This is a genomic window from Bacillus paramycoides (assembly GCF_038971285.1).
Lineage (GTDB): Bacteria > Bacillota > Bacilli > Bacillales > Bacillaceae_G > Bacillus_A.
Genome location: NZ_CP152427.1, coordinates 3,643,318 through 3,658,304, shown reverse-complemented (window position 1 = coordinate 3,658,304; position 14,987 = coordinate 3,643,318). Strand labels below are relative to the sequence as shown.

Genomic DNA, 14,987 nt, shown 5'->3' with positions numbered 1-14,987 from the left:
GTATAAAACTTCCAAATTGCTTAATAAGTTAATAGTGTAATAGGGAATGTTCCCTGTTAAAAGGAGGAACGAAATGGAATACGTAATTGAGATGAATAACATTACGAAAGTATTCCCAGGCATTGTAGCGAATGATGATATTACGCTGCAAGTAAAGCAAGGAGAAATACATGCTTTACTTGGAGAAAATGGTGCAGGGAAATCCACATTGATGAATGTACTATTTGGTTTGTACCAACCAGAACAAGGTGAAATTAAAATTAAAGGAAAGCCTGTAAAAATCACAAATCCGAATATAGCAAATGACCTTGGTATTGGAATGGTTCATCAGCACTTTATGCTTGTTCATAATTTTACAGTTACAGAGAATATTATTCTCGGAAATGAACCAAAGAAAAAAGGAAAAATTGCTGTTGACGAAGCTGCTAAAGAAATTCAAAAACTGTCTGAACAATACGGTTTAGCTGTAGATCCATATGCGAAAATACAGGATATTTCAGTTGGTATGCAACAGCGAGTTGAGATTTTGAAAACTCTTTATCGTGGTGCAGAAATTTTAATATTTGATGAACCGACAGCTGTGTTAACACCACAAGAAATTCATGAGCTAATTCAAATTATGAAAAAGCTTGTGCAAGAAGGAAAATCTATTGTTCTTATTACACATAAGTTGAAAGAAATTATGGAAGTTTGCGATCGTTGTACGATTATTCGTAAAGGAAAAGGGATTGGAACGGTTGACGTTGCAAATACGGATGAAAATAAACTTGCAGAATTAATGGTCGGACGTCAAGTGAATTTTAAAACAGAAAAAATAGACGCGAAACCAAAAGAAGAGGTACTTTCAATTGCAAACCTTGTTGTTCACGATGCACGTCAACTACCTGCTGTAAAAGGCCTTGACTTAACTGTTCGTGCGGGGGAAATTGTTGGAATTGCAGGGATTGATGGAAATGGACAAAGTGAATTAATAGAAGCAATTACTGGTTTACGAAAAGTTGAGTCAGGTTCTATTGCAATTAAAGGAAAAGAAATAACAAATTGGCCTGTTAGAAGAATAACAGAAGAAGGAATTGGTCATATTCCAGAAGATCGTCATAAACACGGCCTTGTTCTTGACTTTTCTGTTAGAGATAATATAGTGCTGCAAACGTACTATAAAAATCCGTTTTCAAAGAAAGGGATTTTGAATTTCAGTAAAATTACAGAAAAAGCAAAGGCACTTATTGAACAGTTTGATGTACGTACACCTAGTGAGCAAACGTTAGCACGCGCTTTATCTGGGGGGAATCAACAAAAAGCAATTATTGCACGTGAAGTAGACCGAAATCCAGATTTACTAATCGCGGCACAGCCCACACGTGGTTTAGATGTAGGAGCAATTGAATTTATTCATAAGAGATTAATAGAGCAAAGGGATAAAGGAAAAGGTGTATTACTTTTATCACTAGAGTTAGATGAAATCTTAAATGTTAGTGATCGAATTGCTGTTATTTATGAAGGGAAAATTGTAGCAATTGTTAATGCGAAAGAAATGAATGAACAACAGCTTGGATTGTTAATGGCTGGAGGAACAAAGAAGGAGCAGGTGGGTACAAATGGCTAAAAAACTTTTAACAGAACGAATGATAAATATTTTAGTCCCAGTACTATCCGTTATTTTCGGCTTACTTGTCGGAGCAATTGTAATGCTAGTTAGTGGTTATGATCCAATTGTTGGTTATAGTGCACTTTGGACAGGAATGTTCGGTAGCGCAAGTGCGATTGGTGAAACGCTTCGTACAATGATACCGCTTATTCTTGCCGGCTTATCAGTCGCGTTTGCATTTCGTACAGGTCTATTTAATATCGGGGTAGAGGGTCAATTACTAGTTGGCTGGCTTGCAGCAGTTTGGTTTGGTTATGCCGTCTCACTACCAGCTTTCCTTCATATTCCATTATCTATTTTATTTGCTGCATTGGTAGGTGGAATTTGGGGTTTCATCCCTGGATATTTAAAGGGGAAATTTCAAGTTAATGAAGTTATTGTAACAATTATGATGAACTATATTGCGTTATACGTAACATATGACATTATTAAGCGTTTCTTACATGAGGGTAATGATAAAACGTATGACATTAAAGAGAGTGCGTCATTATCTTCAGACTGGCTTGCTACCATCACTGACGGTTCACGCCTTCACTGGGGAATTATTGTAGCAATTTTAATCGCTATTTTAATGTGGTTCTTATTAGATCGAACAACTTTAGGTTACGAATTAAAGTCGGTAGGATTTAATCAACATGCTTCCAAATACGCAGGTATGAAAGTTTCTCGTAATGTAGTATTCTCTATGACAATTGCTGGTGCATTTGCGGGGATTGGTGGCGCGATGGAAGGATTAGGAACATTCCAAAGTATGACAGCAATGTCTTCGTTTACAGGAGTAGGATTTGACGGGATTGCCGTAGCCTTACTTGGGGGGAACAATCCGTTTGGTATTATCCTTTCAGCTTTATTATTCGGTGGTTTGAAAAGTGCTTCCCCTCAAATGAACTTTGAGGCAGATGTACCATCAGAGCTTATTAATGTAATTATTGCATGTATCATCTTCTTTGTTGCATGTAGTTATGTGTTAAGATGGGCGCTTACACGCATGAGCAAGGAGGGGAAATAAATGAGCTTTTTAGATATATTAGCCATTCTTGTGACGGGTACGTTATATACATCGGCACCTATAATTTTCACAGCACTAGGTGGTGTATTTAGTGAACGATCGGGTGTTGTAAATATCGGATTAGAAGGATTAATGCTATTTGGTGCATTTATTGGAGTTGTTACAAACTTATTAATGGGTGATACTTGGGGAACGATGACTCCGTGGATTGCGTTATTATTTGCGGCAATTGGTAGTGGTTTATTTGCATTACTTCATGCGGTAGCATCTATTACATTCCGAGCGGATCAAGTTGTAAGTGGTGTAGCGATTAACTTCTTATCTCTTGGATTAACGGTATTTGCAATTAAGAAGATTTTTGATAAAGGACAGACTGACTTTATTCAGTACCGTATTGAAAAGATTGACATTCCAGGCCTTTCGGATATTCCGGTTTTAGGGAAAATATTCTTCTCTAACGTACCAATAACGTCGTATATTGCAATTATTTTAGCATTCGTTGTTTGGTATGTTATTTATAAAACACCGTTCGGTCTTCGTCTTCGTGCGGTTGGTGAGCATCCAATGGCAGCGGATACGATGGGGATTAACGTATATAAAATGCGCTATATTGGCGTTTGTATATCAGGGGTGTTTGCTGGAATTGGTGGAGCAATTTTTGCAATGTCAATTTCTAATAACTTCTCAGGGGCAACTATTACTGGACAAGGTTTCTTAGCATTAGCTGCTATGATCTTTGGGAAGTGGAATCCACTAGGTGCATTAGGTGCAGCACTATTCTTCGGTTTTGCACAATCGTTAAGTGTAACAGGTGGAACAATTCCTGTATTAGATCAAATTCCGAGTGTTTTATTAACGATATTACCGTATGTATTCACAATATTAGCGCTTGTTGGTTTTGTAGGTCGTTCTGAAGCTCCGAAAGCATTAGGAACTCCTTATGAAAAAGGAAAACGATAAGTATAAAAAAGCTCGCACATTAGTGCGGGCTTTTTTACATAGACTATATTTAATACGGAATTTTACATTGTTCCTTACATATTCAAGTTTTTAGAAAGAGCTTAATGTAAGTATAGTGAGGAAGAAAAGTTGATTTTTTATTTCTAAAAACTGTATATTGAAGAGGAATATTCCTACATACGTAAAGGAGGGCTATAAATGAAACTAATGGAACAACAGTTACATGAGTTAGGTGGTTTGCGAGTACATATTATTCCAACTGATAAATATAAAACAAATACTTTTGTATTTCGTTTTAAGGCACCTTTAAATGAGGAGACGGTGACAGAGCGTGCCCTATTGCCATACGTATTGCAAAGTGCGACAGAAAAGCTTCCTTCTGTAATTCGTCTTCGTCAATATTTAGAAGAATTATATGGATCTTCTTTAGCAGTAGATGTAAGTAAAAAAGGAGAAGACCATATTATCTCTATTTATGTAGATATTGCAAATGAAGTTTATTTACATGATGCACCACCGCTATTTGAAAAAGCACTTTCTATGTTATCGGATATCGTTTTGCACCCAGCAACAGAGGGGAATGGTTTTCTACCTTCTATCGTAGAAAGTGAAAAGAGAGCGCTCTTGCAACGAATTGAAGCTACGTACGATGATAAAATGCGCTATGCAAACGAGCGTTTAATTGAAGAAATGTGTAAAGTAGAACCGTATCGTTTAAGTGCAAATGGGAAAAAAGAGAGTGTTTCTTCTATTACAAATGAAAGTTTGTATCAATATTATCAAAAAGTGTTAGCAGAGGATGAAATGGATCTATACATTATTGGTGATATTTCAGAAAACGCAGTGGATCTTGTAAGTAAGTATTTTTCTATTTCAGCGCGTCCTGCGAGAGAAAGAAATGTACTTCTTCATAAGAGAAATAATGAAGAAAAAGAAGTAGTTGAACAACAAGAATTAAAACAAAGTAAATTACACATCGGTTATCGTACGTTTATTACGTATAAAGATGAAGATTATTTTGCACTGCAATTGTTCAATGGATTATTTGGAGGATTTTCTCATTCGAAGTTATTCGTTAACGTTCGTGAAAAAAATAGTTTAGCGTACTATGCAGCATCCCGCTTTGAAAGTCATAAAGGCTTATTGTTTGTCATGTCAGGGATTGAAGCGAAAAATTATGAAAAAGCTGTTGAGATTATTAAAGAACAAATGCTAGCGATGCAAAATGGTGATTTTTCTGAAGAAGAGATGCATCAAACGAAAAGTGTTATTCAAAATCAAATATTAGAGGCGATTGATACACCACGCGGATTTGTGGAAATGCTGTATCATGGTATTATTTCAGATCGTACGCGTCCGGTTGAAGAATGGCTTACAGGTATTGAAAGTGTGACGAAAGAAGAGATTGTGAAAGTTGCTAAAAATATTGAACTAGATACAATTTACTTTTTACAAGGAACGGAGGGAGAATAAATGGAGAAAATTGTTTATGAGCAATTAAAAGAGACGCTCTATTATGAAAAACTTCCTAATGGATTAGATGTATATATTTTACCGAAGCAAGGATTTAATAAAACATTTGCAACGTTTACGACAAAATATGGTTCTATGGATAATACATTCGTACCACTAGGTAAAGAAGAAATGATTCGTGTGCCTGATGGAATTGCTCATTTTCTTGAGCATAAATTATTTGAAAAAGAAGATCATGATGCTTTCCAATTGTTTAGTAAACAAGGAGCATCGGCAAATGCTTTCACATCGTTCACAAGAACAGCTTACCTTTTTTCATGTACATCAAATGTAGAGCAAAATTTAAATACATTGTTAAACTTCGTACAGGAGCCTTACTTCTCTGAAAAAACAGTTGAAAAAGAGAAGGGGATTATCGGGCAAGAAATTCAAATGTATCAAGATAATCCGGATTGGCGCTTATACTTTGGGTTAATTGATAGCTTGTTTGTAAAGCACCCAATTAAAATTGATATTGCAGGGACAATTGAGTCTATTAGTAAAATTACGAAAGACCTATTATATGAATGTTATGAAACGTTTTATCATCCGAGCAATATGTTACTATTTGTTGTGGGTGCAATCGATCCAGAGGAAACAATGGATTTAGTACGTGAAAATCAAGGGAAAAAAGATTATAAAAATCAGTCAGAAATTGTACGTTCATTTGAAGAAGAACCAGATGAGGTAAATGAAAAGAAGAAGATTATTTCAATGCCTGTACAAACACCGAAATGTTTAGTTGGTATTAAAGCGACAAACTTAAAAGAAAAAGGGAAAGCCCTTTTAAAACAAGAAATTGCGCTTACGTTACTTTTAGATTATTTATTTGGTAAGAGCTCTGTTCATTATGAATCTTTATATAATGAAGGGCTTATTGATGATTCGTTCTCGTATGATTATACGGAAGAGAATAACTTCGGTTTTGCAATGGTAGGCGGCGATACGAAGCAACCTGATGAGCTGGAAGAGCGTTTGAAAGGTATTTTATTAAATACAAATTATGATCAATTAGATGAGGCGGCATTAGAACGAGTAAAGAAAAAGAAAATAGGTGGCTTTTTACGCTCCTTGAATTCACCAGAATATATTGCAAATCAATTTACACGATATGCGTTTAATGAATCTAGTCTGTTTGATGCATTGACTGTATTAGAAAGTTTAACGGTTCAAGATTTACAAGAAGTAGCCAAATTATTATTATCAGAAGAGAAAATGAGTGTTTGTCAAGTTTTACCGAAAAAATAAAAGGTTTCACAATAATACCCTCATCTTATCATTGATAAATTGTAAGATGAGGGTATTATTTATTTGTAGGAGAAAGATTTTATTGAGATAAGAGAGGAATTGTATGAAAAAGTATGCATTAGTAACTGGAGGAAGCGGAGGGATTGGCTCTGCTATTTCAAAACAATTAATTCAAGATGGATATACAGTATATGTTCATTATAATAACAGTGTAGAGAAAGTGAATGAGTTGCAGCAAGAATGGGATGAAGTGATTCCTGTTCAAGCCAATTTAGCTTCTGCTGATGGAGCAGAGCAATTGTGGGGGCAAATCGAACATCCTCTTGATGTTATCGTATATGCAGCTGGGAAGAGTATATTTGGACTCGTAACAGATGTAACAAACGATGAGTTAAATTATATGGTAGAACTTCAAGTGAAGAGTATATATAAAGTATTATCAATGGCACTGCCATCTATGATTCAGCGGAGAAGTGGTAATGTTGTACTTGTTTCGTCTATATGGGGACAAATTGGCGCATCATGTGAAGTGCTGTACTCGATGGTAAAAGGTGCGCAAAATTCATATGTAAAAGCTTTAGCAAAAGAAGTTGCATTAAGTGGAGTAAGAGTGAACGCGGTGGCGCCAGGAGCAATTGAAACGGAAATGTTAAATGTATTTTCAGAAGAGGATAAGAATGAAATTGCAGAAGAGATTCCTTTAGGACGATTAGGATTACCAGAAGAAGTAGCAAAAACAGTGTCATTTCTCGTATCACCAGGAGCATCTTATATAACGGGACAAATTTTCGGAGTGAATGGTGGGTGGCATTGCTAAAAATTTCTTACATAAAAAATGAAAAACTGTACAAATTAAGCATGATTCTATTACTAAGTAGTGAGGTGCTTACACATGTCAGTTTTAGATAATTTTGATCAATGGAAGAGCTTTTTAGGAGAACGTTTAGAACAGGCGCAAGGAAAAGGTCTTGATGGTGGTGCTGTATCAGATATGGCATTTCGTGTTGGTGACTATTTAGCAAATGAAGTAGAAGCACGCAACGATCAAGAGAAACTATTAGCTGAGCTTTGGAAAGTTGCTGATGAACAAGAGCAACATACAATCGCAAACTTAATGGTAAAGTTTGTACAGCATAAGTAAAAAATAGAGAGGAGATTCTCCTCTCTATTTTTTTTGTATAATAATAACGCAGGATAGATTATACATTTAGCTTCCCTATTAAGGTGAAATCATATAATATAGTACGTAGGTGTAAAGTAAGCAAGGGGAGTGATCTTGGATGATTGAATGGTATTTTGAATATGAAATACATAAAAACCGACCTGGCTTGCTTGGTGACGTTTCTTCGTTAATCGGTATGCTCGGCATTAATATTGTCACAATTAATGGTGTAGATAATGCACGACGTGGATTACTCCTTATGTGTGATAATCAAGAGCAAATCTCTAGACTTGAATCAATTTTAAATACGATGGATAATATAACGGTAACGAAATATCGTCCGCCAAAGCTAAGAGACAAGCTAGCGGTTAGACATGGTAGGTACATACAACGAGATGCAGATGATAAGAAGACATTTCGGTTTGTGCGTGATGAATTAGGGTTACTTGTAGACTTTATGGCTGAAATAATGAAAAAAGAAGGTCATAAACTAATCGGAATACGAGGAATGCCTCGTGTCGGAAAAACAGAATCCATTGTTGCTGCAAGTGTTTGCGCAAATAAAAGATGGTTATTTGTATCATCTACTCTTATTAAGCAAACGGTTCGTAGTCAATTAATTGAAGACGAGTATAGCGACGACAATATTTTCATCTTAGATGGAATCGTGTCAACAAAGCGTGCTAACGAAAGGCATTGGCAGCTTGTTCGTGAAATTATGAGATTGCCTGCAACGAAAGTTGTGGAACATCCTGATGTATTTGTGAGTCAGTCAGAATACACATTGGATGATTTTGATTATATTATCGAGTTGCGTAACGATTATGATGAAGAAATTCAATATAATTTAGTAGATGAAATTGAGCAAGGTACGCAAAATAATTTCTCTATGTTTGACTTTTAAAGAAATATTGAGGTGTTAGTAGTGACAGAATTAGGACAAAAGCTGAAAGAGGCAAGAGGAACGAAAGGCTTGTCTATTGATCAGCTGCATGAGATTACAAAAATTCAAAAACGCCATTTAGTAGCGATTGAGGAAGGCAATTATGATGTATTGCCAGGAGCTTTTTATGCGCGTGCATTCATTAAACAATACGCAGATGCGGTTGGATTAAATGGAGAGGAACTGCTTGTAGAATATCAGAGTACGATACCACAATCTGAAAAACGTGACGTTCCACAAGTATCAACAGGACAAAAAACGCAAGAAACAATGCAAAAATCTTCATCATGGCCAATTGCAGATCACATGCCGAAAATTTTAGTTGCACTGTTAGTAATCGCAGTTGGAGTGGTAATTTGGTTTGTTTTCCAAGCGTTAACTGGAAAAGATGATGAGAAAGTTCCGAATGCTCAAAGTGAGAAAATTGAAGTTAAAAAAGCGGAAAACTCTCCGTTAGATACGAAGAAAGATGAAGCGAAAGCGGAAGAGCCGAAAAAAGAAGAGCTAAAGAAAGAAGAACCGAAGAAAGAGGAACAACCAGCACAACCAACTGGACAAGAAGAAGTAAAAGTAGTTGGTACAACTGGTAAAGTATCTACTTTGGAAATTCATAACAATAAAACATTAGAACTGGAAATATCGGGTAAAGGTGCGAGTTATGTAGATGTTAAAGATGATGCGGGGAATGAGATTCTAAACGCTACAGTACAAGAGGGCCAAATAGAAAAACGTGATGTATCAACATTAAAAGAAGTGCGACTTAATATTGGGAATGCAACGAATGTTGAAGTTAAACTGAATGGCCAAGTGGTCGCTTATCCATTGGATCCAGAAAAAGAACTTCACCAAAGATTGGTGATAAAAAACCAAGGGATAGAGCAACCTGCACAATAACAGTCATCGCTTCGATGACTTTTTTCAATGAACAAATGTTTTTGATATGATGGAGGAATAGCTGTGAATTTACCAAATAAAATTACAATATCTAGAATCTTCTTAATTCCAATTTTTATGGTAATTATGTTAGCACCCTTTGATTGGGGTTCATACACAATTGGTGATGTTGATTTACCAATTCAACATTTAGTAGGAGCACTTATCTTTATTGTTGCTTCGGCTACAGATTGGATTGATGGACATTACGCAAGAAAATATAATCTTGTAACGAATTTAGGGAAGTTTCTTGACCCGTTAGCTGATAAATTACTTGTTTCAGCTGCACTCATCACGTTAGTGGAGATGCAATACGTACCAGCTTGGATCGTTATTATCATTATAAGCCGTGAGTTTGCGGTAACTGGCTTACGTCTAGTACTTGCTGGAACAGGAGAAGTAGTTGCAGCAAATCAGCTAGGTAAGATTAAGACATGGACACAAATTATCGCGATTGCAGCATATTTATTACACGATGTACCTTTAAATTTAATCCATATTCCGGTAGCTGACATCTTTATATGGATTGCATTAATTTTTACTGTTATTTCAGGATGGGACTATTTCTGGAAAAATAGAGCTGCTTTTGTAAACTCAAAATAGAAGTTTATGGGGGAATTGGGATGAATGCGGAGATTATTGCGGTTGGAACGGAATTATTACTTGGACAAATTGCAAATACAAATGCCCAGTTTTTATCTGAAAAGTTAGCTTCAATCGGCATTAATGTGTACTACCATACTGTAGTTGGGGATAATAACACGCGATTACAGCAGGCGATTGAAGTTGCGGAAAAACGTGCGGACATGCTTATTTTTACAGGTGGATTAGGCCCGACAAAAGATGATTTGACGAAAGAAACGATATCTTCTAGTTTGGATGGAGAGCTAGTGTATGATGAACAGGCATTAGCATCAATAAGCGATTACTTTAAGCGTACAGGTCGCGAGTTCACGGAGAATAATAAAAAGCAGGCGCTCGTTTTGGATGGAGCGACTGTATTTGCGAATGATCATGGTATGGCACCTGGTATGGGGTTAAATAAGAACGGAAAAGTTTATATTTTATTACCAGGGCCACCGAAAGAAATGAAGCCGATGTATGTAAGTTATGTAGAGCCTTTTTTACGTAACTTTACAACAGGAGAAAACATTTATTCTCGTGTGCTTCGCTTCTTCGGGATTGGGGAATCTCAATTAGAAGTGAAAGTTCAAGATTTAATTGATGGACAAACGAATCCGACAATCGCCCCTCTTGCAAATGATGGAGAAGTGACATTACGTTTAACTGCCAAGCATCAAAAGGCTGATGAAGCGGAGAAGCTCATTCAGCATACAGAAGATTTGATTTTAGAAAGAGTAGGAGAATTTTTCTACGGGTATGACCAAGAGTTTCTGCATGATAAGGCGATAGAGTTATTGAAGAAAAAAGAATTAACTTTAGCATGTGCGGAAAGTTTAACAGGTGGTCTCTTCGGTAATCAAGTAACAGAAAGTGCTGGTGTGTCTTCAATATTTAAAGGCGGTGTCATTTGTTATCATAATGATGTGAAGCAACATGTTTTACATGTAGCTGAGGAAGTGTTGTCTACTGAAGGTGCTGTTAGTAAAGAATGTGCTCGTTATCTTGCTGAAAATGTTAAAGAATTATTAAAAGCGGATATCGGAATTAGTTTCACTGGTGTAGCAGGACCAGATGCTTCAGAACATAAAGAGCCAGGAACAGTATTTGTTGGATTGGCGATTAAAGATGAACCAACTGTAGTCTTTCCTCTTAATTTAGGCGGAAGTCGTCAACAAATTAGGGAACGCTCAGTAAAATATGGGTTTTATCATTTGTATAAAAAGCTAGAAGAGATATAAGTCTCTTTTAGCTTTTTTTATGGTTAAATGCAGTTTTATTTAATGGAAAATAAAAAAATCGAATAAATGTTCGATTTTTGTTGGCAAATTGAATTGAAAATAGGTATAATAAGATTAGCAATTCAGTTAAGGAGGAATTTTGAATGAGTGATCGTCAAGCAGCGTTAGATATGGCGTTAAAACAAATAGAGAAGCAATTCGGTAAAGGTTCAATTATGAAATTAGGAGAACAAGCGGAGCGTAGAGTTTCTACAGTTTCTAGTGGTTCTTTAGCACTTGATGTGGCACTAGGGGTAGGCGGATACCCACGCGGCCGTATTATCGAAATTTACGGACCTGAAAGTTCAGGTAAAACAACAGTTTCATTACATGCAATTGCAGAAGTACAACGTCAAGGTGGACAAGCAGCGTTCATTGATGCAGAGCATGCAATGGATCCTGTATATGCACAAAAATTAGGTGTTAACATCGATGAATTACTATTATCACAACCTGATACAGGGGAGCAAGGTTTAGAAATCGCAGAAGCACTTGTACGAAGTGGTGCGGTTGATATTATCGTAATTGACTCTGTAGCAGCTCTTGTACCGAAAGCTGAGATCGAAGGAGACATGGGTGACTCACACGTAGGTCTACAAGCTCGTTTAATGTCTCAAGCACTTCGTAAGTTGTCAGGTGCAATTAATAAATCAAAAACAATCGCAATCTTTATTAACCAAATTCGTGAAAAAGTTGGTGTTATGTTCGGAAATCAACTACAAGTTGCTTAATCGTAAAGATTAAGGAGTTTACCATGGGTTTCCCTTGCTAGTGATAGCATGTTAAAAAACCTTGTGAACCTTATTGCCTAAGGGTGTAACTATTCATATAGTTGCTAACGGTGAAGCCCACCATTATTTAGGGTAATACCGTGCCAAGCTCCATGTTTATATGGGGAAGGTGTAGAGACTACCGAAAAGGACTTTTAGTTAACTGAGTAGGGTACGGCAGATGATAGGCTACTGCTGGAAGTGCAAGGCTCTCTGTAAAGAGATGAAGAGATAGTCCGGACTATAGAGATGGAAAATCTATAGATAGTGCCAGAAACAACTCCAGGTGGTCGTGCGTTGAAATTCTATTCAACTGTTCGTCTTGAGGTGCGTCGTGCGGAGCAATTAAAACAAGGTAACGACATCGTTGGTAATAAAACAAAAGTAAAAGTAGTTAAAAATAAAGTGGCACCACCATTCCGTGTTGCTGAAGTTGATATTATGTACGGAGAAGGTATTTCAAGAGAAGGCGAAATCTTAGATATGGCTTCTGAACTTGATATTGTTCAAAAGAGTGGTGCTTGGTACTCTTATAATGAAGAACGCTTAGGACAAGGTCGTGAAAATTCGAAGCAGTTCTTAAAAGAAAATACGGATTTAAGAGAAGAAATTGCCTTCTTTATTCGTGAGCATCACGGAATTAGCGAAGATTCTGGTGCTGAAGGTATGGAAGATCCAAATCTTCTTGATTAAAAATAAAAGACACGGCTTCGTGTCTTTTATTTTTGTATCATTATGAAAGCGTTGTATATCGTTGGAGATAAAATATTTAATCTACCTAAAAGATTATGTATAAAGAGGGATATATGCACGTTTTACATGAATAAACTGGAATTTACTAAGGTTTTCCAGGATAATATGCTGTCTGCTTTTTAAATTCATATATGAATTAGGGCTGAAGGTAAAGAAAGTAAAAGTAGACAACGCTTGACAATGAAAATTGCGATAGATACAATGAGAATGTATATTTTTTCTTATATACGAAACACTCTTCTCAAGAAGAGAAGTAATATTCGGAGTAAGACTTAAATCTTGCCGAAATAATAATATGACATTTTAATTGTGAAATGAAGAAAGTCCCTTAAAAAAGCGGGACGACGGTCTTTGCTGTATGTTGGTATTCAATGTACATGCCGACAGTCTTTTTTCATTCATAGCAAGGGGAGGTGAAATCATGAGTAGTACTACAGTTTGGATACTCATCTCCATTTTGCTTGCAACAGTCGGTGCAGTTGTTGGCTTTTTTGTTCGAAAGTCTATTGCTGAAGCGAAGATTAATGGTGCAGCTAATGAAGCGAAACGTATTATAGACGAAGCGAATCGCGAGGCTGAAGCACTTAAGAAAGAAGCGCTTTTAGAAGCAAAGGATGAAATTCATACACTTCGTACAGAAGCTGAATTAGAAATTCGTGACCGTAGAAGCGAATTACAAAAACAAGAAAATCGTTTAATGCAAAAAGAAGAGAACCTTGATCGTAAAGACGAAACGCTCGATAAACGCGAGCAACAGTTAGAAAAGAAAGAGGATTCTCTTGTAGCGAGACAACAACAGATTGAAGAGTTGGAAAGCAAAGTGGGAGAGTTAGTTCAAAAGCAACAAACAGAATTAGAGCGCATTTCCAATCTGACACGCGAACAAGCGAAAGCAATTATTCTTGGTAAAGTAGAAAGTGAAGTTTCTCATGAAATTGCCGTAATGGTAAAAGAAAGTGAAGTTCGTGCGAAAGAAGAAGCAGATAAGAAAGCAAAAGAGATTTTATCTCTTGCAATGCAGAGATGTGCAGCTGATCATGTTGCTGAAACAACCGTTTCGGTTGTAAATCTTCCAAATGACGAAATGAAGGGACGTATTATCGGACGTGAAGGTCGAAATATTCGTACGTTAGAAACGTTAACAGGTATTGACCTAATTATCGATGATACACCAGAAGCGGTTATCCTATCTGGATTCGACCCAATTCGTCGTGAAACAGCTCGTATCGCTCTTGATAAACTAGTACAGGACGGACGTATTCACCCAGCGCGTATTGAAGAGATGGTCGAAAAATCAAGACGTGAAGTGGACGAGTATATTCGCGAAGTCGGAGAGCAAACAACGTTTGAAGTGGGTGTTCACGGATTACATCCAGATTTAATTAAGATTTTAGGTCGTTTGAAATACCGTACAAGTTACGGGCAAAACGTCTTAAAACACTCTATGGAAGTCGCATATTTAACTGGACTTATGGCAGCAGAGCTTGGTGAGGATGAAAAACTAGCAAGACGTGCTGGTCTATTACATGATATCGGTAAAGCGATTGACCATGAAGTAGAAGGTAGCCACGTTGAAATTGGTGTTGAACTCGCAACGAAATATAAAGAGCATCCTGTAGTTATAAACAGTATTGCATCTCACCATGGAGACACAGAACCAACTTCTATCATTGCAGTTTTAGTTGCAGCAGCAGATGCATTATCAGCTGCAAGACCTGGAGCTCGTAGTGAAACACTTGAGAACTATATTCGTCGTCTTGAAAAGTTAGAAGAAATTTCAGAGTCTTATGAAGGCGTAGAAAAATCATTTGCAATTCAAGCAGGACGAGAAGTTCGTATTCTGGTAAAACCAGATACAATTGATGATTTAGAAGCTCATCGTTTAGCTCGTGATATTCGAAAACGTATTGAAAATGAACTGGATTACCCAGGACATATTAAAGTAACTGTTATTCGTGAAACACGTGCAGTGGAATACGCAAAATAAAGTGGTGAAACACCACTTTATTTTTTTGTGTTGGAATTGGTTAAAATAAAGGTAATTAGTAATACCTAGCATACAGGTGAAACATACTTATAATAGATATATTGTAAGGAAATCACTTGAAGCTATAGTAATAAAAAATGTAGTACATAGGAAGGGTAAGA

At 36.6% G+C, this 14,987-nt stretch carries 12 protein-coding genes and 2 pseudogenes; all 14 read left to right on the top strand.

The annotated features are described in order from the left end of the window. Window positions 1–73: 73 nt before the first annotated feature. The 14 genes and pseudogenes from AAG068_RS18730 to rny all read left to right on the top strand — a co-directional run bounded on the left by AAG068_RS18730 (window position 74) and on the right by rny (window position 14,826). Window positions 74–1,606, top strand: a complete 1,533-nt coding sequence (locus tag AAG068_RS18730; protein WP_342715430.1) for an ABC transporter ATP-binding protein — start codon at window positions 74–76, stop codon at window positions 1,604–1,606. Beyond that, a complete protein-coding gene (locus AAG068_RS18725; RefSeq protein ID WP_342715429.1) occupies window positions 1,599–2,657 on the top strand; it encodes an ABC transporter permease in 1,059 nt (352 codons plus the stop codon). The genes AAG068_RS18730 and AAG068_RS18725 overlap by 8 nt, the downstream gene beginning before the upstream one ends. Next, entirely contained in the window at window positions 2,658–3,617 is a 960-nt protein-coding gene (locus AAG068_RS18720) for an ABC transporter permease (RefSeq protein WP_000008857.1), read from the top strand. A gap of 198 nt (window positions 3,618–3,815) precedes the next feature. After that, window positions 3,816–5,090 carry an EF-P 5-aminopentanol modification-associated protein YfmF gene (gene yfmF / locus AAG068_RS18715; RefSeq protein WP_098670307.1) on the top strand — a complete coding sequence of 425 codons (1,275 nt, stop codon included), beginning with the start codon at window positions 3,816–3,818 and terminating at the stop codon, window positions 5,088–5,090. Then, window positions 5,091–6,377 carry an EF-P 5-aminopentanol modification-associated protein YfmH gene (yfmH, locus tag AAG068_RS18710; protein WP_342715428.1) on the top strand — a complete coding sequence of 429 codons (1,287 nt, stop codon included), beginning with the start codon at window positions 5,091–5,093 and terminating at the stop codon, window positions 6,375–6,377. A 103-nt stretch (window positions 6,378–6,480) separates the two neighbouring features. Further along, complete coding sequence (gene ymfI, locus AAG068_RS18705) at window positions 6,481–7,194, top strand: elongation factor P 5-aminopentanone reductase (RefSeq protein ID WP_342715427.1); 714 nt, start codon at window positions 6,481–6,483, stop codon at window positions 7,192–7,194. Window positions 7,195–7,269: 75 nt separating this feature from the next. After that, a complete protein-coding gene (locus AAG068_RS18700; protein WP_000114454.1) occupies window positions 7,270–7,518 on the top strand; it encodes a DUF3243 domain-containing protein in 249 nt (82 codons plus the stop codon). 139 nt (window positions 7,519–7,657) lie between these two features. Then, window positions 7,658–8,443, top strand: a complete 786-nt coding sequence (locus tag AAG068_RS18695; RefSeq protein WP_000574107.1) for a DUF3388 domain-containing protein — start codon at window positions 7,658–7,660, stop codon at window positions 8,441–8,443. 21 nt (window positions 8,444–8,464) lie between these two features. Continuing rightward, on the top strand, window positions 8,465–9,376 hold the full coding sequence (locus AAG068_RS18690) for a helix-turn-helix domain-containing protein (protein ID WP_342715425.1): 912 nt from the start codon (window positions 8,465–8,467) through the stop codon (window positions 9,374–9,376). Window positions 9,377–9,439: 63 nt separating this feature from the next. Further along, on the top strand, window positions 9,440–10,018 hold the full coding sequence (gene pgsA, locus AAG068_RS18685; RefSeq protein WP_001052973.1) for a CDP-diacylglycerol--glycerol-3-phosphate 3-phosphatidyltransferase: 579 nt from the start codon (window positions 9,440–9,442) through the stop codon (window positions 10,016–10,018). Between the two features lie 20 nt (window positions 10,019–10,038). Next, complete coding sequence (gene cinA / locus AAG068_RS18680; RefSeq protein WP_342715424.1) at window positions 10,039–11,277, top strand: competence/damage-inducible protein CinA; 1,239 nt, start codon at window positions 10,039–10,041, stop codon at window positions 11,275–11,277. Between the two features lie 143 nt (window positions 11,278–11,420). Further along, window positions 11,421–12,029 (top strand): annotated as a pseudogene (recA, locus tag AAG068_RS18675) (recombinase RecA); the annotation flags it as partial. Window positions 12,030–12,356: 327 nt separating this feature from the next. After that, window positions 12,357–12,779: pseudogene (locus AAG068_RS18670) on the top strand (recombinase RecA); the annotation flags it as partial. A 481-nt stretch (window positions 12,780–13,260) separates the two neighbouring features. Then, complete coding sequence (gene rny / locus AAG068_RS18665) at window positions 13,261–14,826, top strand: ribonuclease Y (RefSeq protein WP_342715423.1); 1,566 nt, start codon at window positions 13,261–13,263, stop codon at window positions 14,824–14,826. Window positions 14,827–14,987: the final 161 nt, after the last annotated feature.

Excerpts from the sequence above, each read along its gene's own strand:
- yfmH (WP_342715428.1), top strand. The coding sequence starts at position 5,091 with ATGGAGAAAATTGTTTATGAGCAATTAAAAGAGACGCTCTATTATGAA.
- AAG068_RS18725 (WP_342715429.1), top strand. The coding sequence starts at position 1,599 with ATGGCTAAAAAACTTTTAACAGAACGAATGATAAATATTTTAGTCCCA.
- ymfI (WP_342715427.1), top strand. The coding sequence starts at position 6,481 with ATGAAAAAGTATGCATTAGTAACTGGAGGAAGCGGAGGGATTGGCTCT.
- AAG068_RS18695 (WP_000574107.1), top strand. The coding sequence starts at position 7,658 with ATGATTGAATGGTATTTTGAATATGAAATACATAAAAACCGACCTGGC.
- yfmF (WP_098670307.1), top strand. The coding sequence starts at position 3,816 with ATGAAACTAATGGAACAACAGTTACATGAGTTAGGTGGTTTGCGAGTA.
- AAG068_RS18720 (WP_000008857.1), top strand. The coding sequence starts at position 2,658 with ATGAGCTTTTTAGATATATTAGCCATTCTTGTGACGGGTACGTTATAT.
- AAG068_RS18700 (WP_000114454.1), top strand. The coding sequence starts at position 7,270 with ATGTCAGTTTTAGATAATTTTGATCAATGGAAGAGCTTTTTAGGAGAA.
- cinA (WP_342715424.1), top strand. The coding sequence starts at position 10,039 with ATGAATGCGGAGATTATTGCGGTTGGAACGGAATTATTACTTGGACAA.
- AAG068_RS18730 (WP_342715430.1), top strand. The coding sequence starts at position 74 with ATGGAATACGTAATTGAGATGAATAACATTACGAAAGTATTCCCAGGC.
- rny (WP_342715423.1), top strand. The coding sequence starts at position 13,261 with ATGAGTAGTACTACAGTTTGGATACTCATCTCCATTTTGCTTGCAACA.